Raw genomic sequence first — 23,276 nt, 5'->3', positions numbered from 1 at the left:
TCCGGGAGCATGTGCGGCGGGAGGGACCCTGGCGGCCCCTCCCGCCTTTCTCGTCGGTGCCTCCTGGCTAGCGGCGCGGCCGGCGCCTCATGCCGAGGAGCAGGGCGACGACCCCGAACGCGGCCACGCCCAGGGCGGGCGCCGCGGCGTCCGCGGTCCGCGGGAGCGGGATGACCGTCTCGACGGGCTCCTGCTCGACGCGGTCGCTGTCGTGCGCCTCGAGCTCGTCCGAGCCGCCTCCGTTGCGGAACAGGTCGACGCGGGCGTGGTTGGTGAGCCGCGTGCCCGCCCCGTAGGCGTCGGTGACGCGCATGCGGACGACCAGCGGCGAGCGCACCGCGCCCTCGCCTGTCCCCGCGAGCACGTCACCCTCGTGGGCGTGCGCCACGTCGTCGACGTCGTCGTGCGGGTCCTTGAGGTCATCGCGGTCCCAGTCTCCCGACCGCGTCGAGAAGCCCGCCTCCACGCGACCGTACTCGAGGCGCACCGCCACGACCCTCTCGCCCTCGGCGAGGTCGAGGTCGGAGACGGAGAGCTCGGTCGCCTCGGTGGCGCTCACGCCCTCCGCCCAGAGCCTCCAGCCCTCGTAGGAGAGCACGCGACCGTCGTCGCCCAGCGTCTCGTCCGTCTCCTCCGAGCGGAGCCAGGGGTTCTCGTGGCCGTCGGAGAGCGTGGCGTTGGCGCCGCTCCCGTCGACGTGGTCCGCCGGGGTGAGGTCGGTCCGGTACCAGACGTTGAGCAGGCCGTCGTAGTCCTCTCCCGCCACGGGCGTGACGATGCCGGTGAGCCGGGCCAGCCCGTCCTGCGCCGCCTCGAGCTCGTCCGTGACGGTGAACTCGTCGACCCAGGTCGTGCTCGTGCTCCTCACGTCGACGGAGTACTCGTAGCTCCCGTCGTCGGAGACGGAGACCTCGGCGCGGTTCGCCCCGCCCTCGTCCGTGGTGGCGCCCGCCTCCGTGCCCGGGCGCGTGGGGTCGGCTATCTCCTGGCGCTTGTCCAGCTGCCCGGAGACGCGGATCGGCTCGTCGTACATGACGACGTGCTGCACCTCGCCCGTCTCCTCGACGAAGAACTCGACGGCCGTCGCCTCGTCGTAGGTGTGCGGCGTCATCTTCTCCACGAGCGTGTAGGCACCCGTCGGGAGGGCCTCGATGAGGTGGGGCTCGTCGGTCGAGACCCACCGTTCGACGACCTCGCCGTCCGCGTCGAGCAGGGTGAGGCGCGCGCCGGGCAGCTCCTCCTCGGTGGTGATGTCGCGCTTGGACAGCTCGACCTTGGTACGGTCGTTCTCGACCGCGATGGCGTGGCTGGCCGAGCCCTCCACCAGCCCCCGCTCGTCGACGACGAAGGTGATGGTCTCGCCGCTCGAGAGGTATCCGTCGGGGGTCTCCACCTCCGCGAGGTGGTAGGCGCCGGGCAGCAGGTGGCGCATCGTGATCGAGCCGTCCTCGCCGGTGGTGAGCGGGACTCGCTCCGCCTCGTCGTCGCCGTCCTCGCGCCACAGCGCGAAGGTGACGCCCGCGAGCGGCTCTCCCGTCCCCAGGACCGTCTTGTCGAGCCTGACCGTCGTCGGCTCGTTCGACGCGTCCGCCGAGGCGGTGACGACGGCCGTGTGGTCGTCCGCGTAGCTGACCGTGAACTCGTGCGGGGTCGGGTCGAGCGCGTGGCCCGGCGCCGGGTCGGTCTCGACGAAGGCGTACGTCGCCGCGCCCGTCCCGAGCGGCAGCCCCTCGATTGTGGCGGTGCCGTCCGCGCCGGTCGTCACGTGCCCCACGACCTCGCCCGTCACGGCCTGCACGGTGCCGTCGGGCGACGTCAGGTCGCCGAGCGAGACGACGTCGAACTCGGCTCCCGCGAGCGCGTCGTCGCAGCCCTCGTCGAGTACCTCGTCCGAGCTCTCCCATGCGCCCGTCATGCACCTCTTGGCTATGGTCGCCGACCCCGTCGCCTGGTCGTCGGGGAAGGTCACGACGGAGACCGGCGCCGGCGCGGGCGAGCTCTCGACGGTGAAGGCGACGTCCTCTGTGGCCACCAGATACGGCGAGACCGCCGCGAGCTCGCGGATGTAGTAGGTTCCCGGCCTGAGCTCGCCGGGGAAGGTGACCCGCCCGGACTCGTCGGTCGTGAACTCGCTTATGACCTCGTGGTTGGGGTACCACAGGTCCTGTGACACGGGGTTCTTCTCGGCGTCCAGGAGCTGGAACGTGAAGCCGGCGAGCGGCACGGCCTGGCCGCTCCTGGCGTCGGTCTTCACCACCTGGATCCGTGTCTTCGCGAAGGCGTTGTCGACGATGTAGTGAAGCGTGACACCGTCGACCATCTGCTCGGGGGTGACGGACCAGTCGTCCGCGGGGAGGTGGTCGTCGGGCGCGGTCGAGGCCACCTCGCGGACGGTGTAGCCGCCGGCGTCGTAGGGCAGCGCCCCGTTGACCCCCTCGGGTCGCTCGCCCTCGCCGTACCAGCCGCCCTCGGTCGTGGCGAAGCCCTTCTCGTCCGTCGTGAGGGTGGCCACGACGTCTCCCGTGGTGTTGGATATGACCTGGAACTCCACGCCTACGGCGGGGTCCTGCAGCCCCGAGCCCTCGGCGCCCGTGTCGCTGTACTTGACGAGGTCGAGGTCGAAGGCGATGACGTCCTCCGCGAAGTCGTCCGCGGGGGAGAGGGTGACGACGCCCGCCTCGGGGAGCTCGTCCGCGCCCACGTGGTACTCGTGGGGCGTGGGGTCGAGCCGGTAGCCCTCGGGCGCCTTGGTCTCGGTGACCGTCACCGTGCCGAGCGGGAGCCCGGCGAAGCTCACGCGGCCCGCCTCGTCGGTGGTGCCGGTGTGGGTGTCGCCGTTGGCGTCGACGACCTTGTACTCGGCACCCGCAAGCGACGCCCCGGGCTGGGCCGCGCCGCCCGTCGCCGAGTCGGTCTTCGCGACCACGAGCTCCAGGGTCCCCGGCTCGTCCGAGAGCGACACCGACCCCGCGCCCGAGCCCGTCCTGAAGTCGACGCGCCCCGTCCCCTTGACGAAGCCCCTGGGGGCGGTCGTCTCCACGGCGTAGTAGCTCGTGTTGGGCTTGAGCTTACAGCTCGCGTGCCCCCGATCGTCAGTCGTTATCGAGACGACCTTCCTGCCGCCGTCCTTCTCGAATATGTCGTAGGACGCCCCCGCGTAGGCGTACTCGTCGTTGCCGCTCGTGAGCGTCGCGTCGGCCGAGACCTTGGTGAAGCTCACCTCGACGTAGGGGTTGTACTCGAAGGTCACCACGATCTGCGAGCGGTCCCCCTCGTGCCACTTCGAGTTGTAGCCGGTGTCCAGCTGATAGACCTCGAACCCGTCGGGGACGCTCATCTTCTCGATCTGCGGCCCGACGGCGTTGGGGTTGGTCGCCCCGCCGCCGTAGGTCCTGCCGAGGATGTTCCAGTAGAACCACTCCTTGAAGTCGGTCGAGGTCTTGTGGAGCGCGTCGGAGGCGCTGTTGCACATGCGCTCGGCGAGAAGGACGTGGGCGTAGGCATAGAACTCGTCGGTGGTTATGCTCGAGCCGTCCCAGTCCTTGCCGGCGGCGAAGTGCCGCCCCTTTCCGTCCGTGCCGCCGATGCAGTCGCGCCAGAAGTCGGCGTCGAACCCGGGGCCGCCGTAGCTGTAGAACATCGTACGCTCCACGCTCGCGACGGGCCTGCTGCTCCCCCCGGACGCGCGCGGGTGGACGGGCTCGCGGGTGTAGTAGCCCGACGTGGGCGAGTCGTTCTCGGGGTCGGAGCAGTAGGCCACCTCGCCGTTGACGCTCATGCGGGAGGTGCCCATGGTCCCGCTTCCGCCGTAGTAGATCCAGCGGCCCACGGTGAGGTAGACGCGGTCCCCGTCCTCGGTCTCCGCCGCCGACGCGCCCCCGAGCGCCGGCACGAGGGCGTTGGTCAGCGCTATGACCAGCGCCATCACCAGGGCGAGAGCGCGCAGGGGGAGGGGGCGCCTCTGTCTCGTCCCTCGCGTCCGTCTGTCAGCGTGTCGTGTCCTGCCCCCGGTCCCGGGGGCGTCGAGTCGTTCGCGTGCCATGGGTCCTCCTCGTCGATTGGGTGGGCGGAGAGCCTAGCACGCGGACCCTTACGTGAATCTCCCGCTGGCTGCCACGAGTCTGCGGCCGCTGGTGAGAGGAACGGAGGGTTCGGTTGGTTTCAGATTGTGTCGGCCGGCGGTCGGCCGGGGGCCGCGGGCGCGCGCTCGCGGCCCCCGGCTCGCAGAGGCGCATGTCAGATCCGTCCCGATAGGGACGAAGCGTGACCGTTCCCCCGCGGACGCCCCGCCGGCCGGCCTAGTTGTCGCTGCGCGAGAAGCCGTTCCCCATGCGCATGCTCGCCTCGAAGAGCACCTTGTCGAGCAGGTCGTCCGTCTCGCGACGGCACTCGTCGGCGATCGCCTGATTGCAGGCCTCGAGGTCGCCGTCCTGGGCGTCGCAGGCGAGCACCAGCGCCGCGCAGCGGCTCGTGAGGCGCTCCTGGTAGCGCTCGACGTGCGGCAGGCAGGCCGCGTAGGCGCCGTCCGCGAGCGCGGCGACGAGGCGGTTCGCCCAGTAGAAGCTGTCCGTGGTGACCCGGGTGGTGGTGTCGGCGAGGTAGGCGGGCGTGGCGCTCACGTTGGCGTAGAACGGCACGAGCGCGTTGAAGGCGTTGCTGCCGAGCGAGACCCACTGCAGCGCGGCGCGCTTCTCGTCCACGTGCGGGCGCAGCTGCAGCACCGCGAGCTGGCAGTTGCGGTTGATGCCGATGGGGCGGTAGAGGCCGCGCGTGGAGGCGGGGCCGCTGCCGTAGGGGTCGTAGGGCGTGCCCTGGTAGTGCAGGGAGAGTACGTACTTCACGTCCTCGACGGTCACCTTGCGCTCCGGCTCGCGACACCAGGGGATGCAGTCGCTCTCGGGTCCGAAGTCCGCGCCCGGCGCGGCCGTCTCCCAGGGACCCGCGTGCGGGTTCAGGAAGCGCTGCATGTCCCAGGCGCGCGGCGTGTTGTAGACGTGGTCGGCGTCCGAGTGGCTGCCGAAGGCGTCGCGCGGGTTGAAGTGGCCGGCGCCCATGCCGAGCGTGAGGTCGAGGTGGTGGGCGTCCATCCACTCGCGCAGGTCGGCCGAGCACAGGTACTCGCGCTTCTCGCCAAAGGCGTCGTTGAGGTCGAAGTCGTCGATGCCGAGCTGGTTGGGCATGGTGACGTAGCAGTCGTCGGGCACGCGGCGCGCGATCCAGTGGTGGCCGCCCACGGTCTCGAGCCACCAGATCTCGTCGGCGTCCGAGAAGGCGATGCCGTTCATCTCGTAGGTGCCGTAGCGCTCGAGCAGCTCTCCCAGGCGCTCCACGCCGTCGCGGGCGCTCGTCGCGTAGGGGAGGACGAGCGTGACCATGTCCTCCTCTCCGATGCCGCCCAGGCGCTCGGGCTCGAAGTCCTTATCGCCCTCCGTGCCGCGCGCGGCGCGGTACTCCACGAGCGGGTCGGCCGCGAGCACGCGCTCGTTGGAGGTCAGGGTCTCGGTGGCGCTCATGCCCACGTTGCGCTCGTTGAAGCCGGCGGCCTCCCAGAGGCCCTCGCGCAGGTCGGCGTTGGGCATGGCGGTGTAGCGCATGCCGCCCTCGGGCAGCGGAATCTCGAGGTGCGAGAGCACGCTCTTGTAGACGGAGCCGGCCTGGGGCGCCTCGCGGGCGACGAAGCGCTTGGCCTCGAACTGGCCGCCGGGGGAGTCCTCGTTGCGGGCGACGATCGTGGACCCGTCGTAGCTTGCTCTCTTGCCGACGAGGATGGTGGTGCAGGGCATGATGGCGCCTCCTTCTTGCCGCGCGCCTGCCGCCTGCCGACGCGCCATGGTATATGACCGGCACCATCTTAGCGATATGCAAAGATGGGGGCATCCCAGGCGTCGTCGGAAGGGGCGGTCATGGTGGACGTGGCATCGGGGGGCATCGGCGTGGACGCGGCGGTCGACCTCGCCCGCAGGGCCCTGCTGGCGACCGGGTCCTCCACCGAGCTCAGGGGAGAGATGACGGACCTTGCCGGCGACCACGTCGCCTGGGTGCTGGTGGGCGAGAAGTACTTCCTGCGCAACAGCAGCTACGCGAGCCTCACGGTCCTGGTCTCGGGCGACGCGCGGGCCTCGCGCGTGCAGGCGCTCGCCTCCGGCGCGAGCGACGGCATCATCAACGTCGGCTTCGGCACGGTCGCGTCCTTCGAGGGCGACTTCGAGCGGCAGCTGGCCGAGCTCGGGTACAGCTGAGCCCCGCGCCGTCCGGACGGCCGCGTTTTAACATCGCTTTACGACGTCTTGCCCCGCGGGGGAGCCCTGCGGATAATGCGGGAGTTGACCCGCGAGCAAGACGGAGGTTTCCGCATGTCCATGAAGTTCAAGCGTCTCCTGCCCATCCCCAAGGACATCCGTGCCGAGATGCCGCTCTCCTCCGAGATGGCGGAGCGCAAGGCCGCCTTCGATGCCGCCGTGTCCGCCGTCCTGCGCGGCGAGGACGACCGTCTGCTGCTCATCATCGGCCCCTGCTCGGCCGACCGCGAGGACTCCGTGCTCGACTACGCCACGCGCCTCGCCAAGCTCGCCGAGACCGTCAAGGACCGCCTCGTCGTGATCCCGCGCGTCTACACCAACAAGCCGCGCACCAAGGGCGTGGGCTACAAGGGCCTGCTCCACAACCCCGACCCCGAGGCCGCCGACGACCTGCTCGAGGGCGTCAAGGCCATCCGCCGCATGCACCTTCGCGTGGTCGAGGAGACGGGGCTCTTCACGGCCGACGAGATGCTCTATCCCACCAACTACCAGTACCTCATCGACGTGCTTGCCTACATCGCCGTCGGCGCCCGCTCCGTGGAGAACCAGGAGCACCGCCTCGTGGCCTCCGGCGTCCCCATGCCGGTCGGCATGAAGAACCCCACGGGCGGCTCCACCGACGTCATGCTCAACTCCATCTACGCCGCCCAGCAGCCCCAGACCTTCATCTTCCGCAACTGGGAGGTCTCCACGACCGGCAACTCGCTCGCGCACGCGGTGCTGCGCGGCTACGTGGGCCTGGACGGCATCAACTACCCCAACTACCACTACGAGTACCTCGAGCGCCTTGCCGAGAAGTACACGGCCGCGAGCTTCGAGAACCCCGCCGCCATCATCGACTGCAACCACGACAACTCCGGCAAGCGCCCGTTCCAGCAGATTCGCATCTGCCACGAGGTGCTCGACTCCATGAGCCGCTCCGACACCATCCGCGGCCTCGTGCGCGGCTTCATGGTGGAGTCCTACCTCGTCGACGGCAACCAGCCCGTGACCGGCGGCACCTACGGCCAGTCCATCACCGACGCCTGCCTCGGCTGGGACAAGACCGAGCGCCTGGTGAAGGAGATCGCCGAGCGCGCGTAGGCCGACCCCGCCGGGCCCTGCCAAGAATCCGGAGCGACGCGTCCTTCTCGCCACGCGTCGCTCCGGTTTTTTGTCCAAACGGACGAGAAACCCGAGCCATGCATGCAAAACTTCAAACCATCGCATGCGCCGCTCGGGATTCTTGGTCGGACCGCCCGCGGCAACGCACATTACCGGTAATGTGCGGTAGTGCATCCTCGGGCGGTCCCCACAGAACGCACAAGCGAGAAATACGGTCCGCCTGGCCTGAATTGGGACAAAAACTGACGGCCCTGCGTCCTTCTCGGCATGCAGGGCCGCACGTTACCGGCAATCTTCGATGCTGCGGGCTCGGTCCGGGGGACAGCCCCTGCGCTACCTCGAGCGCTCGGCGCGGCGTGCGGCGCGGGCGCGCAGGGCCACCTCGCGCAGCTCCTTGGCACGCGCGGGCTCCATGGCGCTCACGCCCTCGAGCGGGTAGGAGATGCCGAGCCGCTCGTACTTGACCGCACCCATGGTGTGGTAGGGGAGCAGGTCCAGCCCCACCACGTTGTCCCAGTCGCCTATGATGCGTCCCACGCCGGCGACCTCCTCCTCGGAGTCGGTCAGGCCGGGGACGACCACGTGGCGGATCAGCGTGGGGATGCGCCGCCGTGCGAGCTCGTCCCCCAGCTCCAGCGCGTGGCGCGCCGGCAGGCCGCAGAGGCTCTCATGGAGCGCGGGGTCCGACGTCTTGATGTCGAGAAGGACGAGGTCCGTCTCGTCCAGGAGTTCCGAGAAGCGCGCGGCGTGGTTGGCGGAGAACGTGGCGCCGCTCGTGTCTAGGCAGGTGTGGATCCGCCCGGCGGGCGCGGCGTGGGCGGCACGGAAGAGGGCGGCCACGAAGCCGGGCTGCGCCATGGGCTCGCCGCCGGTCACGGTGATGCCGCCGCGCCGGTAGAAGGGGCGGTTGCGCTCGAACATCTCGAGCAGCTCGGCGACGCTCCTCTCCTCGCCCTTGTCGAACTCCCAGGTGTCGGGGTTGTGGCAGTACTGGCAGCGCATCGGGCAGCCCTGGCAGAACACGACGAAGCGCGTCCCGGGGCCGTCTACCGTCCCGAACGTCTCTAGGGAGTGGACCCGCCCGACGACGTTAGCGTCGCGGGCGCAACCCTCGGTACCCACTGTCACAGTCCCACCTTCCACACGGACCTGATGCTCACACCATGATAGACAGAGCGGCCCGGGCATTTGCGAAGCAAAGTTCCTGAGCGCGTAGCGCGAAGCACTTTGCGGAGCAATTGCACGGGCCGCCCCTAGCGAGTCAGGTTGCTGCTACATCGACTCGTGGAAGGTGCGGCTGATGACGTCGTCCTGCTGCTCCTTGGTGAGGGAGTTGAACTTCACGGCGTAGCCGGAGACGCGGATCGTGAGCTGCGGGTACTTCTCGGGGTGGGCCTGGGCGTCGAGCAGCGTCTCCTTGGTGAAGACGTTGACGTTCAGGTGGTGGCCGCCCTCCTCGACGTAGCCGTCGATCATGCTGACGAGGTTGTCGACCTGCTCGGGCGCGACGCTTGCGGTGGTCATGTCCTTATCCTTTCGTCTGGGTGAGCGTCTCGGAGGGGCCGTTCCCCTCCGAGGCGGTGCGGGCTAGCAGCAGCCGCAGTCGGGCGCGGCGTTCTCGATCTTGATGTCCAGGTCGACGTCACCGAGGTCGATGTCGCCGAAGAAGACCTGGCTGTCCTTGCCGAGGGCGTTCGGGACGATCGAGAACGTGTTGGAGATGCCGTCCTGGGCGTCCTTGAACGGGAGCTTGGCGACCGAGGCCAGCGACGCCACGGCACCGTGCGTGTCGCGACGGTGCATGGGGTTGGCGCCCGGGGCGAAGGGCTCGCCGCCGCGACGGCCGTCGGGGGTGTTGCCGGTCTTCTTGCCGTAGACCACGTTCGAGGTGATCGTGAGGATCGAGGTGGTGGGCACGGACTTGCGGTAGGTGTCGGTCTCGCGGACGTACTTCATGAAGACCTCGACCACGTCGTGGGCGATCTGGTCCACGCGGTCGTCGTCGTTGCCGTACTTGGGGAAGTCGCCCTCGACCTCGTAGTCCGTGACCAGGCCGGTCTCGTCGCGGACGACCTTGACCTTGGCGTACTTGATCGCGGAGAGGGAGTCGGCCACGACGGAGAGGCCGGCGATGCCCGTGGCGAACCAGCGGTGCACGTGCTCGTCGTGCAGGGCCATCTGCAGGCGCTCGTAGCAGTACTTGTCGTGCATGTAGTGGATGATGTTCAGGGCGTTCACGTACACGCCGGCGAGCCACGCCATCATGTCGCGGTACTTGGAGATGACGTCGTCGTAGTCGAGGTAGTCGCCCTCGACCGGACGGAACTTCGGGCCGACCTGCTCGCCGGTGACCTCGTCACGGCCGCCGTTGATGGCGTAGAGGAGGCACTTGGCCAGGTTGGCGCGGGCGCCGAAGAACTGCATCTCCTTGCCGATGCGCATGGAGGACACGCAGCAGGCGATCGCGTAGTCGTCGCCGTGGTAGACGCGCATGAGGTCGTCGTTCTCGTACTGGATCGAGCTCGTGGCGATGGAGATCTTGGCGCAGTAGCGCTTGAAGGCCTCGGGCAGGCGCGTGGACCAGAGCACCGTGAGGTTGGGCTCGGGGGAGGTGCCCATGTTCTCGAGGGTGTGCAGGTAGCGGAAGGCGGTCTTGGTGACCATGGAGCGGCCGTCGACGCCCATGCCGCCGAGGGACTCGGTGACCCACTGCGGGTCGCCGGAGAAGAGGTCGTTGTACTCGGGCGTGCGGGCGAACTTGACCATGCGGAGCTTCATGACGAGGTGGTCGATGATCTCCTGGCACTCGGCCTCGGTGATGACGCCGTTGTTGAGGTCGCGCTCGGCGTAGATGTCGAGGAACGTGGAGTTGCGGCCGATCGACATGGCGGCGCCGTTCTGCTCCTTGACCGCGGCGAGGTAGCCGAGGTAGAGCCACTGCACGGCCTCCTGGAAGTTGGCGGCCGGGCGGGCGATGTCGAAGCCGTAGATCTTGCCGAGCTGCTTGAGCTCGCCGAGGGCGCGGATCTGCTCGGCCAGCTCCTCGCGGTGACGGATGACCTCCTCGCGCATGTGCTTCTGGGTGCCGGCGAGCTCGGCCTTCTTCTCCTCGATCAGGGCGTCGACGCCGTAGAGCGCCACGCGGCGGTAGTCGCCGATAATGCGGCCGCGGCCGTAGGCGTCGGGCAGACCGGTGATGATGTGGGAGTGGCGGCAGGCGCGCATCTCGGGCGTGTAGCAGTCGAAGACGCCGGCGTTGTGGGTCTTGCGGTAGTTGGTGTAGATGTTCACGACCTCGGGGTCGACCTCGTAGCCGTTCTGCTTGCACGCGGCCACGGCCATGCGGATGCCGCCGTTGACCATGAGGGCGCGCTTGAGGGGCTTCTCGGTCTGAAGGCCGACGATCTTCTCGAGGGGCTCGTCGATGTAGCCGGCCTCGTGAGAGGTGATCGTGGAGACGACCTTGGTGTCCATGTCCAGGACGCCGCCGGCCGCGCGCTCCTGGGCGAAGAGGTCCATGACCTCGTCCCAGAGCTTGGTCGTTGCCTCGGTGGGGCCGGCGAGGAAGGACTCGTCGCCGTCATAGGGGGTGTAGTTGCGCTGGATGAAGTCACGAACGTCGATCTCGTGCTCCCAGTTGCCGCCAACGAATCCCTGCCATGCTTCCTGACTCACTGCTCACGCTCCTCATTTGGTGAACGGTCGTTGCTTGCCGCGCGGATAACGGCACACCCCAACCTACCAGAGTTGGGGCCCTGTGTGGGCGAGAAAGTTAGCTCTGGTTGCAAAGACCGGAACACCACAACATGTAGTGTGCCTGCCGGAGCTCCTGACCCAACCCGTTGGGGTCTCACAGTATAGTACGACCGCGCGACGGGTTCGGCGAGAAGGGCGCTTCGGTTGAGGCCGGCTCGCGTGCGGGACGCGCGGGGGGCGGCGGCTACTGCCTCTGCTCTTCGCGCTCGCGCAGGGCGGGGAGGATGCGCTTGACGACCCACCACACGGCGACGGCGATGACGACGACGATGATGACGTACTTGACGACGTCGGAGACCCACTCGGCCTGCTCGGTCACCGTCTCCCAGGCGCTGCCGGCGGCCGCGCCGAGCGCGCAGAGGATCGTGTTCCAGACGGCGGAGCCGAAGAGCGTGTAGAGCGAGAAGCGCACGACGTTCATCTTGGCGGTGCCGGCGGGGATGGAGATGAGGCTGCGCACGACGGGGATGCAGCGGCAGATGAGGACCGTGACCTGGCCCTTGCGGTCGAACCAGTCGACCGCGCTCGCGATGTCGTCGGGCTTGAAGCCCAGAAGGCGCATGGGGCGCGTGCCGAAGAACGTCATGAGGCGCTCGCGCGAGAGGAGCCGGCCCACGCCGTAGAGGATGTAGGCGCCGGTGATCGAGCCGATGGTGGCGGCGATGATGACGCCGGGGAGCGTGAGGTCGGTCGTGGTGGTGAAGAAGCCCGAGAGAGGGAGGATCAGCTCGGACGGGATGGGCGGGAAGACGTTCTCGAAGAAGATCAGGAACCAGACGCCGACGTAGCCGAACTGGCTGATGAGGTTGGTGAACAGCTCCTCCATGGAACTCCTTTCGCGGTGAGGCCGCGCACCATTATCGCCGCCCGTGGGGCCGCGCGGGGAAAATCAACGATTGCACAGAAGTCGGTGCGGGCGCGGTTAAATCGACCTCGTCGTCCCCGTTTCCGGAGTCGTTTGGGTTAAATCCACCTCATCGTCCCTCTTGGTGGACGCCCGCGAACGGGGACGATGAGGTGGTTCTAACCCGCTCGGTTCTGCGGACGGGGACGATGCGGTAGTTCTAACCCGCGCGGTGAGAAGCGCAGCGAGAAGGACGCCTGTCCTTCTCGGCCCGAGCCGCCCTACAGCGCGGACTCGTAGATCGCGCGGGCGTCGTCCATCGTGAGGCGCCTGAACTCGCCGAACTCGGCCCCCTTGTTCTGCTCGAGCGTCTCGAGCAGCGCCGGGATCATCTCTGCGGTGACGCCGAGCTCGCCCAGCGTGCGCGGCATCCCCAGGGAGACGAAGAACGCCTGCAGCTCGTCGATCGTGGCGGCGACAGCGTCGGCCACGGCCTCCTCCGCCGTCACGTCCACGCCGTCCCTCTCGGCGTCCACCGGCTCGATGCCAAAGACGTCGCGCCCGAACGAGAGGAAGCGATCGGGGTGCTCGCGCCAGACGTAGCGCATCCACGCAGGGAAGATAACCGCGAGGCCGGCGCCGTGCGCGATGCGGGCGTCGTGCGCGGAGAGCTCGTGCTCCAGGCCGTGGCTCTCCCAGCCGCCGGCCCGCGCGTCGGGGCGCACGTTGCGGCCGACCCCGGCGATGCCGTTGTGGGCGAGCATGCCGGCCCACATGATGTTGGCCCGCGCGTCGTAGTCCTCGGGGTCGGCGAGGGCCCGCGGCGCCTCCTCCATGAGGGAGCGGATGAGGCCGCAGGCGATGTTGTCGGTCACGCTCACCGGGCCCACGCTGGAGAAGTAGCGCTCCATGACGTGCGCGCACATGTCGGTCACGCCCGCCGCGGTCTGGTAGGCGGGGAGCGTGAAGGTGAGCTCGGGGTCCATAAGGGCGAGCTCGGGGCGGTTGGCCTCGCAGGAGAGGCCGCGCTTGAGGCAGAGCTCGTCGTTGGAGATCACGCAGGAGTCGCTGGCCTCGGAGCCGGCGGCGGGGATGGTGAGGACGCTCGCCACGGCGGGCTTGCCCTCGGTCACGGGAGCCGCCTTCTTTGAGAAGAGGTCCCAGACGTCGCCCTCGTAGGGGACGCCGAGGGAGATCGCCTTGGCGGTGTCGATCGTGGAGCCGCCGCCCACGGCGAGGATGACGTCGGCGCCGCAGGCGCGTGCCGCCGCGACGCCCTCGCGGACGTGCGCGACGCTCGGGTTGGGGCGCGCCCCGCCGAACTGATCATACGCGACCCCCGCGGCGTCGAGCGAGGCCAGCACGCGGCCGAGCGTGCCGGTGCGCACCACCGAGCCCTGGCCGTACACGACGAGCGCGCGTGCGTGGCCGGCCGCCGCGAGCTCGGCGCCGGCACGGTCGCAGACGCCGCGGCCGAAGACGAACCTGGTGGGGGAGGCAAAGGTGAAGTCGTTCATGGGCGGGGCTCCTCTCGGATGGCTTGTCGAGAAGAGCTTAGCGCTTCTCGGCCCTTCCCGTCGGGTCGTCGGGGGCCGCGCGGGCGGCCTTGTGCGATGCTGCCGCGCACCTTACGCGCCGCTGACGTGCGGGCGCTACCTTGGTCGCGACGACCACGACTCAGGAGGGCGAGATGAACGACGAGAAGGTCATGGTCCCCGAGCGCTCGAGCCTCTCGCGGCTGGGCTCCCTCTCGGCGCTGCTGTGCGGCATCACCGTCCCGCTCGGCATCGTGCTGGTGGTCCTGGACCCGGCGCCGCTCAACCTCGTCGCCCTTCTCGCCTGCGTGGGGCTCGCCTGCGCCGGTGCGGCGGTCGCGCGCGGCAACTAGCGCCGGGCGCCGCCCCGCGACCACTCCTCGCGGGTGACGCGCAGCACGCGCTCGGTCCGGCCGTCGCTCTCGCGCACGTACTGCTCGGCCAGCCCGAGCTTCTCCATGACGCGGCGGCTCTGGGCGTTGCCCTCGTAGTGGCCGGCCCACACCGCCTCAAGGCGCAGGTCGCCGAACGCGTGCCCGAGCAGCGCGCGCCCGGCCTCGGGCATGTAGCCGAGTCCCCAGAGCGGCCGCGCCAGCCAGTAGCCGAGCTCCGCCTCGCGCGAGCCGTGCGCCAGCTCGGACGCCGCCCCGAACTTGAGGCCGACGGCGCCGACGGGCTCGTCTTCGGGCTCGCGCCCGCGCACCACGACGGCGTAGCTCTCCGGCACGGCGAGCACGTCGCGGATGATGTGGGCGCTCTCCTCGACGCTGCGGTGCGGCTCCCAGCCCGCGCGCGGCCCCACCTCGGGATCGCTCGCCCAGCGGAAGAGCGCGGGGGCGTCGGACTCGGTCCAGGGGCGCAGGGTCAGGCGCGCGGTTTCCAGCTGGTCGGTTGCGGGCATGGACTGCTCCTTCGTGGCGTGGCTCGTCTGACATGATAGTGATGGGGCGCCGTCCCGGAAATCGGGATGTTCTCGCCTGGCGCCGACGGTGCGTCCCGGAATCGGGGAGGTTCCGCGGGGGCGAGAAGAACCTGTCCTGGAAACGGCGACCTTTCCTCCGGCGCGTCCGAGAATCGCGGCCATTTCCGCGCCGCTGGCTCCCGCGCGTGGGAAACCCCGCCTATTCCGGGACGCCGACCCGCGCCCTGCGGAGAACACCGCAAAAAACAAGACAGGCCTCGCGCCAAAGCGGGGAACAGCCCGAAAAACGAGACGCACTTCTCGCCCCAGCGTTTGACGTATGCCCCTAGGGGGTATAGACTCTTTGGCAATAAACCCCAGGGGGGTATCGACCAAGAGGAGACGGCCGTGACCGAGAAGAACGAGTGCCCGCACTGCGGCACCCTCAAGCACACCCCGCGCTCGCCCGAGCTCAAGGCCGACGTGACGCGGCGGATCAACCGCGCCGTCGGGCAGCTGAACGGCATCCGCGCGATGGTGGAGGAGGACCGCTACTGCGGCGACGTCCTCACGCAGCTCGCCGCCGTGGAGTCGGCCGTGAAGGCCATCTCGCGCGAGGTCATACGCGACCACCTGGAGACCTGCGTGGTCGAGCGCATCCAGGCGGGCGACACCGAGGTGACGGACGAGGTCATGGACCTCTTCCGCAAGTTCATGTGACTAAAGAGGGGACAGACCCCTTTTGAATCACTCGGGAGGCTACGATGAGGGAGACCTTTGACATAACGGGCATGACCTGCGCGGCGTGCTCGGCGCGCGTGCAGAGGGCGGCGGGCGAGGTGCCCGGCGTGGCCTGCGCCAACGTGAACCTGCTCAAGAACTCGATGGAGCTCGACTACGACGGCTCGCCCGAGACGGCCGCCGCCGTGGTGGAGGCCATCGAGAAGTCCGGCTACGGGGCCGCCCGTCGCGCGCCGGCCGGCGAGAAGGGCCGCGGCGCGGCGCCCGCCGAGCGCCCCGGCGCGGCCGCCGAGAGAGCCATCCGCGAGAAGCGCAACCAGCTGATAGTCTCCGCGGTCTTCTCGGTGCCGCTCTTCTACGTGGCCATGGGCCCGATGTTCGGCTGGCCGCAGCCGCCCGCGCTCGCGGGGGAGGCCAACCTCGTGGCGCTCGGCCTCACGCAGCTCCTGCTCTGCGCACCCATCCTCTTCGCGAACCGCCACTACTTCGTCACCGGCTTCAAGACGCTGGCGCATCGCGCGCCCAACATGGACTCGCTCATCGCGCTGGGCTCGGCCGCGTCCGCCGCCTGGAGCGTCGCGCAGCTCTACCGCATGGCGTGGGCCGCGGGCGCGGGCGACGTGGCCACGCTGCACGCCTCCGCGCACAGCCTCTACTTCGACTCCGCCGGCATGATCCTCACCCTCATCACGCTCGGCAAGTTCTTCGAGGCCCGCGCCAAGGGCCGTACCACGGACGCCATCACCGCCCTCATGGACCTCGCGCCCAAGACGGCCACGGTCGTGCGCGACGGCGAGGAGGTCGAGGTCCCCACCGAGGACGTGCGCGTGGGGGAGCGCGTGATCGTGCGCGCCGGCGAGTCCGTGCCGGTGGACGGCGTGGTCGTGGAGGGCACCGCCGCCGTGGACGAGTCCGCCATCACCGGCGAGGCGGTCCCGGTGGAGAAGGGCGTGGGCGACCGCGTGACCGGCGCCACCGTCTCCACGCGCGGCTGGTTTGCGATGGAGGCGCGCGCCGTCGGCGACGACACCACGCTCGCCGGCATCATCCGCCTCGTCGACGAGGCCACGAGCTCCAAGGCCCCCATCGAGCGCATGGCGGACAAGATCGCCGGCGTCTTCGTGCCCGTGGTCATCGCCATCGCCGCGGTGACGTTCGTGGCGTGGCTCGCGCTCGCGGGTGACGTTGCCACCGCGCTCACGCACGCCATCTCGATCCTCGTGATCTCCTGCCCGTGCGCGCTCGGCCTGGCCACGCCCACGGCCATCATGGTGGGCACCGGCCGCGGCGCCGCCAACGGGATTCTGATCAAGTCCGCCGAGGCGCTCGAGACCGCCTGCAACGTGGACGCCGTCGTGCTCGACAAGACCGGCACCGTGACGGCGGGCGAGCCGCGCGTGACGGACGTCCTTCTCGCCCCGGGCGTGTCCGAGGGGGAGCTGCTGCGCGTGGCCGCGGCCCTCGAGCGCAAGAGCGAGCACCCGCTGGCCGGCGCCATCTGCACCTACGCGGACGAGAAGGGCCCGGGTGCCGACAAGAACGTGCACGTCGAAAAGTTCGAGCAGGTCGCGGGCGGTGGCCTCTCCGCGACGGTGGACGGCGCGCCGGCGCTCGCGGGAAACGCGCGCCTCATGGCGGCGCACGGCGTGGGGCTCGGCGAGCTCTCAGACGCGGCCGCGGCGCTCGCGGACGACGGCAAGACACCGCTATTCTTCTCGGCGGACGGACGCGCCCTGGGCATGATCGCCGTGGCCGACCCCGTGAAGCCCACGAGCGCCGCCGCGATCGCCCGACTGCGTGCCATGGGCGCCCGCACGGTGCTGCTCACCGGCGACCAGGAGCGCACCGCCGCCGCCGTGGCGCGCCGGGTGGGCGTGGACGAGGTCATCGCCGGCGTGCTGCCCGCGCAGAAGGAGGCCAAGGTCCGCGAGCTGCAGGAGGCCGGGCGCACCGTCGCCATGGTCGGCGACGGCATCAACGACGCGCCGGCGCTCGCGCGCGCGGACGTGGGCGTCGCCATCGGCGCCGGCACGGACGTGGCCATCTCCTCGGCCGACGTGGTGCTCATGCACTCCGATCCCGCCGACGTGGCCACCGCGATGGAGCTCTCCCGCGCCACGATGCGCAACATCAAGCAGAACCTCTTCTGGGCGCTCTTCTACAACGCCATCTGCATCCCGGTGGCGGCCGGCGTGCTCTCGCCCTGGGGCGTCACGCTCAACCCGATGATCGGCGCGGCAGCCATGGGCTTCTCGTCCGTCTTCGTGGTGACGAACGCCCTGCGCCTGCGCACCTGGAAGCCGAGCGAGGTCACAGCCGACGTCGCGACTCCCGTCGCGATCGACGTGAACGTAGAGACATCGAGAAAGGACACGACCATGACCAAGACCCTGAGCGTGACCGGCATGATGTGCCAGCACTGCGTCGCGCACGTGAGGAAGGCGCTCGAGGGCGTCGACGGCGTGAGCGCGGTGGACGTGAGCCTCGAGGCCGGCACCGCGACCGTCGAGGCCGCCGACTCCGTGACCGACGAGGCGCTCGTGGCAGCCGTCGCCGACGCGGGCTACGAGGCCTCCGTCGCCTAGCCTCCCGGGTCCCGTTTGCCGAGGCCAGCCGCCGTTCGCTGTTTGGGAACCGGTTTCGGAATTCCCGCTGGCAGTAGATAGAGGTGGGTCGCTTCTGCGACCCTCGGCGGCGCCGAGCGCCCGGCGAGGAAACGAGGCTAGGAGGAGCGTATGGAGAACAAGATCGGCAACTACACGGTGGACTTCCTCAGGGAGCACCTCTACTCCGGTCTTCTGTGCGACGTGCTCGACTCGATGGGGTACCGCAACCAGTTCCTGAGCGGCGACATGGATCCGATCCTGCCTGACACCGTCGTGGTCGCCGCGCGTTCACCTGCGTCGCCACGCAGGTCTACTCCATGCCCGAGAACCCGCTCACGGCCCAGTGCCGCGTCATCGACCAGATGCAGGAGGGCGACGTCCTGGTGCTCACCATGCGCGGCGAGTACAACTGCGCGATCCTGGGCGAGCTGATGAGCCTCGCGATCCTGCAGAAGGGCGGCACCGGCGCGATCCTGGACGGCATGGCCCGCGACCTCAGGGTCGTGCGCGAGATGAAGTTCCCGCTGATCTACCGCGGGCACCTCCCGAGTACCTCGAAGGGCCGCGCCGAGGTCAACGAGTGCCTGATCCCGATCCAGATCGACGGCGTGACGATCAACCCCGGCGACATCGTCTTCGGCGACATCGACGGCACCGTGGTCATCCCGCAGGACATCTTCGACGCCGTGGTCGAGCGTGCGTTCGAGATTGAGGAGCGGGAGAACAACACCCGCGACAGCATCAAGGCCGGCGCCTCCCTCGAGAGCACCTACATGAAGATCGGCGCCATCTAGGGCTCCGCGCGCCCGCGCGCACGACGCAACCGGCTTCGGAGGGGGCGGGTCGCTAACCCGCCCCTTCTTGCGTACTACAATGGGTCGGCTCCGAACGCACGTCAGGAGGATCGACCCATGGACCTCACCCCCGAACAGAGACGCGTGGTCTTCACGCTGGGCTTCTGCGGACTCGTGTCCGCCGCCGACAACTGGTTCGTCTCGCCGGCGCTGCCCGCCATCGCAAACGCGCTCGGGGTGGCCGCCTCCGCGGCGACGATCGTCCTCACCGCCTACCTTGTGCCGTATGGCCTGCTCCAGCCCGTGTGCGGGACGCTCGGCGACCGCTTTGGCCGCCTGCGCGTGTTGCACGTGATCGTGGCCGGGCTCGCCGCGGGGACGTTCCTCTGTGCCGTCGCGCCCACGCTGCCGCTGCTCGTGGCGGCCCGCGTGGTGACGGGCTGCTTTGCGGCGGGTATCATCGCCGTCTCGCAGGCGCACGTGGGCGACGTCGTTGGCCCGGAGTGCCGCGGCGCGGCGGTGGGCGTCCTCATGGGCATCACCTTCACCGGCCAGGGCCTCTCGTCTGGCCTGGGTGGCATCATCACCGACCTCATGAGCTGGCGTGCGGCCTTCGCCTGCTTCGGCGTGCTCGCGCTGGTCGCGCTGGCGCTGCTCTGGCGGCTCCCGCGCCCCGCGGCGCCGGCGGGCGGGGAGGGCGCCGCGCCCGCGACCCCGGAGCCCCAGGGCAGCTTCCTCTCCCGTGCCGCCCGCATCTTCTTCGGCGACCATCGCGCGATCTTCTTCGTGGCGTGCACCACGGGCATCGTCTTCCTGGGCGTCTACGGCTTCATGGGGACCTTCCTCTCCGAACGCTGCGGGCTCGGCCCCACGCAGGCGGGCCTCGTCATGATGCTTTACGGCGTGATGTGCCTCGCGGGCGGCGCGGTATCCGGGAGGATCGGCGCGGTGCGCGGGCCCCGTGGCGTGATCTGCGTGGGCGAGGCATCCGGGCTGCTGGCCATCGCGACGCTCGTGGTCGTCACGGCGACCGGTGCGTGGCAGCCGGCGCTGCTCGCCGCGGGTGCCCTCGGCTTCGGCTACATCCTCACGCAGCCCACACTCGTCTCGCTCTCCATGGATGCCGACCCTGCGCAGACGGGCCTCTGCACCGGTCTCATCGGTCTCGGCGTCTTTGCCGGCGGCGGGGTGGGCTCCGCTCTCGGCGGCCAGCTCGTGGCGCTCGGCGGCTACGACGAGCTCTGGCTTGCGGCCGGCGCTCTGCTCCTGGCCCAGCTCGTCCTCGGCGGCCGCGCGCTCGCCGGGCTCGCGCGCCACGCTGGATGAGGCCCACATCTGGAAACTAGACGCGTTCGCGTCTGCAAAACTCCCGTTCGTGATGAGAACGGCGCAATTCGTCTGCAAAACTCTCGCTCGTGATGAAGCTTTTTCTCATCGAGACGAATATCGATTCGATTATTCATATAACGAGCTGCGGAAAGAGCGAGGCGCATATTTCGATGGGATGTCTGCGGGCAAAATCCTTCATCACGAGCGGGAGTTTTGCAGGAAAGCCGACGATTCTTCATCACGAGCGGGAGTTTTGCAGGCGGTAGTCTCGAAGCATTGTCGAGGACGTTCGTGACGAACCATGCGCTACCATGAGGGGCCGAGTAGAACCGCGAGGCAGGCAGGGAGCTCCTATGGCAGACGAGAAGAACGCGCAGGTCCAGATGTCGCTCTTTGGCGAGGAGCCTGCGCCGGCACCCGCGTCCGCCGCGCAGCCCCCACGCGCCCGCCACGCCGAGCTCAACCGCATCCTCTCCCACGCCGCCTACGCCTACTACGCGCTCGATGACCCCGAGATGACGGACGCCGCCTTCGACCGGCTGCTCCAGGAGCTGCTCGCCCTGGAGGCGGAGCACCCGGAGCTCGTCACCCCCGAGTCCTACACGCAGCGCGTGGGCGGCTATGTGTCCGAGCAGTTCGAGCCGGTGGCGCATGCCGCGCGCATGTACTCGATGGACGACGCGATGGACCTCGCCGAGCTCGACGAGTGGCTCGCGCGCACCGACGAGGCCCTCGGCGCCACGCCGGAGCACCCGGTCGACTACACGTGCGAGCTCAAGATCGACGGCCTCGGCGTCGCGCTCACCTACACGGACGCCCAGTTCGTCCGTGCCGCTACGCGCGGCGACGGAACGACGGGGGAGAACGTCACGGCCAACGTCCTCACGGTGCGCGACGTGCCGCGCTCCTTGGCGCCCGCCGGACTCGCACGTCTGGCCGACGGCGGCCTCGGCCGCTCCGTCGAGGTCCGCGGCGAGGTCTACATGCCGCGCCATTCCTTCGCGCGCCTGAACGAGGACGCCGACGCCGCCGGCACCGCCCCCTTCGCCAACCCGAGAAACGCCGCCGCGGGCAGCCTCCGTCAGAAGGACCCCAAGGTCACCGCTCACCGCGACCTCGAGACCTTCATCTACGCCGTGGCCGACGAGGCGCCCATCGACATCCACACCCAGTGGGACTTCCTCCAGTGGCTCCGCGACTGCGGCTTCTCCGTGAACGAGCACGCCGCGCGCTGCACCTCCGCCGCGGAGGTGCACGCCTACTGCGAGCGCGCCCTCGCCCAGCGCGACGAGCTCGACTACGACATCGACGGCGTGGTCGTGAAGGTCGACTCCTTCGCCAGCCAGGAGGCCCTCGGCTTCACGGCGCGCGCGCCGCGCTGGGCCATTGCGTTCAAGTTCCCGCCCGAGGAGAAGCGCACGGTCCTGCGCGAGATTCGCGTGCAGGTGGGCCGCACCGGGGTCCTCACGCCCGTCGCCGAGTTCGACCCGGTGACCGTGGCGGGCTCCGTGATCGCCCGCGCCACGCTCCACAACGTCGACGAGATCGCCCGCAAGAACGTCCGCGTGGGCGACACGATCGTGGTCCACAAGGCCGGCGATGTCATCCCCGAGGTCGTGGGCCCGGTGCTCGAGCTCCGCCCCGAGGGCGCGCCCGAGTTCCGCATGCCCGAGACCTGCCCCTCCTGCGGAAGCCCCGTCGTCCGCGAGGAGGGCGAGGTCGCCTACCGCTGCGTCTCCATCGACTGCCCGGCGCAGGCAACCGAGCGCCTCATCCACTGGGGCAGCCGCACGGCCATGGACATCGACGGCCTCGGGGACGAGCTCGTCTCCCGCATGGTGGAGCAGGGCCTGCTCGCCGACGTGGCCGACTTCTACGACAGGCTCACCGAGAAGGGCCTCGCGGAGGTCTGGACCGGCCGCCAGACCGTTGACGGCGAGGACATCGTCGTGGGTCCCGTGATCGCCGCCAAGATCATGGCGCAGGTCGCGGAGTCCAAGGGTCGCGGCCTCGCCCGCGTCCTCTTCGGCCTGGGCATCCGCCACGTCGGCGCCACCGTGGCGCGCCAGCTCGCGGCTCACTTCGGCTCCATGCAATCTCTTGCCGCCGCCACGGAGGAGGACATCGCCCAAGTGGACGGCATCGGTCCCAAGATCGCCGCCAGCGTGCGCGAGTTCTTCTCGATCGAGAAGAACGTGGCGGTCGTGGAGCGCCTGCGCGCGGCGGGCGTGGTGCTGGAGGAGGAGCGCGCCGAGCCCGAGCGCCCGCAGACGCTCGCCGGCCTCACCTTCGTGCTCACGGGCACGCTCGAGCGTCGCACGCGCGACGAGGCCAAGGCAGCGCTTCAGGCACTCGGCGCCAAGGTCACGGGTTCGGTCTCCAAGAAGACCAGCTACGTCGTGGCGGGCGAGGCCGCCGGCTCCAAGCTCACCAAGGCCCAGAGCCTCGGCGTCCCCGTCCTCGACGAGGCCGCCCTCGACCGCATCCTCGAGACCGGCGCCCTCTAGCGGAAGGCAGGACACGCATGCTCGCCGACTACCACGTCCATACCGGCTTCTCCGACGACTCGACCTACCCGCTGCGCCAGGTGGCGCTCGACGCCGCGCGGCTCAACCTCGACGAGGTCTGCTTCACCGAGCACGTCGACTACGGCGTCAAGCCGGAGTGGGACGATCCGGCCACCGCGCGCTTCGAGGACGGCCACCCGATCACCAACTGCCCCTACGGGCCCTACCTCGACGAGCTCGACGCCGTGCGCGCGGAGCTCGGCGACAGGATCTGCCTTCGCGCCGGCCTCGAGCTCGGCGTGCAGCGCCACACGGTCGAGAAGAACCGCGAGCTCGTGGCGCGCCTGGGCGAGCGTCTCGACTTCGTGATCTGCTCGATCCACCAGGTCGGCGACCTCGAGTTCTGGAACGGAGACTACCAGCGCGGTCGCACGCAGGAAGAGATCAACCTCGCGTACTACGAGGAGATGCTCGCCGTGGTGCGCGACCTCCGCGACTATGACGTGCTCGGCCACCTCGACCTGATCCGTCGCTACGACCCGTACGGCGAGTTCCCGTTCGAGCGGGTCCGCGACGTCGTGGCCGAGGTCCTGCGCCAGGTGGTCGCCGACGGGAAGGGCATCGAGCTCAACACCTCGGGCATCCGCTACGGCCTCGGCGACTTCCAGCCCTCCCGAGACATCCTCGAGCTCTACCGCGATCTCGGCGGCACCGTCGTGACCGTGGGCTCGGACTCTCATACGCCCGACCACCTGGGCTCCTACCTGCGCCTCGCCTATCGCGAGCTTGCCGAGCTGGGATTCGAGGGCGTCTGGACGTTCCGGCGCCACGAGGGCGAGCTGCACCGTTTCTGAGGCCCG

Annotated in this window: 17 protein-coding genes; 9 read left to right on the top strand and 8 right to left on the bottom strand. The window is 69.6% G+C overall.

What is annotated here, in order from left to right; genetic code table 11:
* Positions 1-67: 67 nt before the first annotated feature.
* Positions 68-3,925: a SpaA isopeptide-forming pilin-related protein gene (locus tag INF26_RS04710; protein WP_193529578.1), complete on the bottom strand. Its 3,858-nt coding sequence runs from the start codon at positions 3,923-3,925 to the stop codon at positions 68-70.
* Between the two features lie 373 nt (positions 3,926-4,298).
* Entirely contained in the window at positions 4,299-5,783 is a 1,485-nt protein-coding gene (locus INF26_RS04705; RefSeq protein ID WP_193529577.1) for a C69 family dipeptidase, read from the bottom strand.
* Between the two features lie 120 nt (positions 5,784-5,903).
* Here INF26_RS04705 and INF26_RS04700 point away from each other — a divergent pair, with 120 nt between their 5' ends.
* Positions 5,904-6,239, top strand: coding sequence for a DUF6054 family protein (locus tag INF26_RS04700; RefSeq protein ID WP_193529576.1), 336 nt, complete (start codon positions 5,904-5,906; stop codon positions 6,237-6,239).
* A gap of 114 nt (positions 6,240-6,353) precedes the next feature.
* Positions 6,354-7,382, top strand: coding sequence for a 3-deoxy-7-phosphoheptulonate synthase (locus tag INF26_RS04695; RefSeq protein ID WP_193529575.1), 1,029 nt, complete (start codon positions 6,354-6,356; stop codon positions 7,380-7,382).
* 354 nt (positions 7,383-7,736) lie between these two features.
* On the opposite strand, the gene pflA is transcribed toward INF26_RS04695, so the two are convergent.
* The 5 genes from pflA to INF26_RS04670 all read right to left on the bottom strand — a co-directional run bounded on the left by pflA (position 7,737) and on the right by INF26_RS04670 (position 13,520).
* Complete coding sequence (gene pflA / locus INF26_RS04690) at positions 7,737-8,531, bottom strand: pyruvate formate-lyase-activating protein (protein WP_332307309.1); 795 nt, start codon at positions 8,529-8,531, stop codon at positions 7,737-7,739.
* Between the two features lie 144 nt (positions 8,532-8,675).
* Entirely contained in the window at positions 8,676-8,927 is a 252-nt protein-coding gene (gene grcA3, locus INF26_RS04685; protein WP_193529573.1) for an autonomous glycyl radical cofactor GrcA3, read from the bottom strand.
* 63 nt (positions 8,928-8,990) lie between these two features.
* Complete coding sequence (gene pflB / locus INF26_RS04680; RefSeq protein ID WP_193529572.1) at positions 8,991-11,078, bottom strand: formate C-acetyltransferase; 2,088 nt, start codon at positions 11,076-11,078, stop codon at positions 8,991-8,993.
* 265 nt (positions 11,079-11,343) lie between these two features.
* Positions 11,344-11,985, bottom strand: coding sequence for a DedA family protein (locus tag INF26_RS04675; protein WP_193529571.1), 642 nt, complete (start codon positions 11,983-11,985; stop codon positions 11,344-11,346).
* Between the two features lie 299 nt (positions 11,986-12,284).
* Positions 12,285-13,520 (bottom strand): iron-containing alcohol dehydrogenase, encoded by a 1,236-nt coding sequence (locus INF26_RS04670; protein ID WP_193529570.1) that lies wholly within the window; start codon positions 13,518-13,520, stop codon positions 12,285-12,287.
* A 173-nt stretch (positions 13,521-13,693) separates the two neighbouring features.
* On the opposite strand from INF26_RS04670, the gene INF26_RS04665 reads away from it, so the two are divergent.
* Entirely contained in the window at positions 13,694-13,891 is a 198-nt protein-coding gene (locus INF26_RS04665; RefSeq protein WP_193529569.1) for a hypothetical protein, read from the top strand.
* On the opposite strand, the gene INF26_RS04660 is transcribed toward INF26_RS04665, so the two are convergent.
* Positions 13,888-14,439, bottom strand: a complete 552-nt coding sequence (locus INF26_RS04660; RefSeq protein WP_193529568.1) for a GNAT family N-acetyltransferase — start codon at positions 14,437-14,439, stop codon at positions 13,888-13,890. The genes INF26_RS04665 and INF26_RS04660 overlap by 4 nt on opposite strands.
* A gap of 408 nt (positions 14,440-14,847) precedes the next feature.
* Here INF26_RS04660 and INF26_RS04655 point away from each other — a divergent pair, with 408 nt between their 5' ends.
* From INF26_RS04655 to INF26_RS04630, 6 genes are all read left to right on the top strand, one after another.
* Complete coding sequence (locus INF26_RS04655; protein ID WP_193529567.1) at positions 14,848-15,159, top strand: metal-sensing transcriptional repressor; 312 nt, start codon at positions 14,848-14,850, stop codon at positions 15,157-15,159.
* A gap of 44 nt (positions 15,160-15,203) precedes the next feature.
* Entirely contained in the window at positions 15,204-17,765 is a 2,562-nt protein-coding gene (locus INF26_RS04650) for a heavy metal translocating P-type ATPase (RefSeq protein ID WP_193529566.1), read from the top strand.
* Between the two features lie 338 nt (positions 17,766-18,103).
* Complete coding sequence (locus INF26_RS04645) at positions 18,104-18,580, top strand: RraA family protein (RefSeq protein WP_193529565.1); 477 nt, start codon at positions 18,104-18,106, stop codon at positions 18,578-18,580.
* 117 nt (positions 18,581-18,697) lie between these two features.
* The gene (locus INF26_RS04640; protein ID WP_193529564.1) at positions 18,698-19,906 is read left to right on the top strand and encodes an MFS transporter; all 1,209 of its coding nucleotides are present in this window, start codon (positions 18,698-18,700) and stop codon (positions 19,904-19,906) included.
* 356 nt (positions 19,907-20,262) lie between these two features.
* Positions 20,263-22,416: an NAD-dependent DNA ligase LigA gene (gene ligA / locus INF26_RS04635; RefSeq protein WP_193529563.1), complete on the top strand. Its 2,154-nt coding sequence runs from the start codon at positions 20,263-20,265 to the stop codon at positions 22,414-22,416.
* A gap of 17 nt (positions 22,417-22,433) precedes the next feature.
* Complete coding sequence (locus INF26_RS04630) at positions 22,434-23,270, top strand: histidinol-phosphatase HisJ family protein (RefSeq protein ID WP_193529562.1); 837 nt, start codon at positions 22,434-22,436, stop codon at positions 23,268-23,270.
* Positions 23,271-23,276 lie beyond the last annotated feature (6 nt).

Source organism: Thermophilibacter gallinarum, from assembly GCF_014982725.1.
GTDB classification, from domain to species: domain Bacteria; phylum Actinomycetota; class Coriobacteriia; order Coriobacteriales; family Atopobiaceae; genus Thermophilibacter; species Thermophilibacter gallinarum.
Note: the sequence above shows the minus strand (reverse complement) of the source record. Positions and strands in the feature narration are given on the sequence as shown.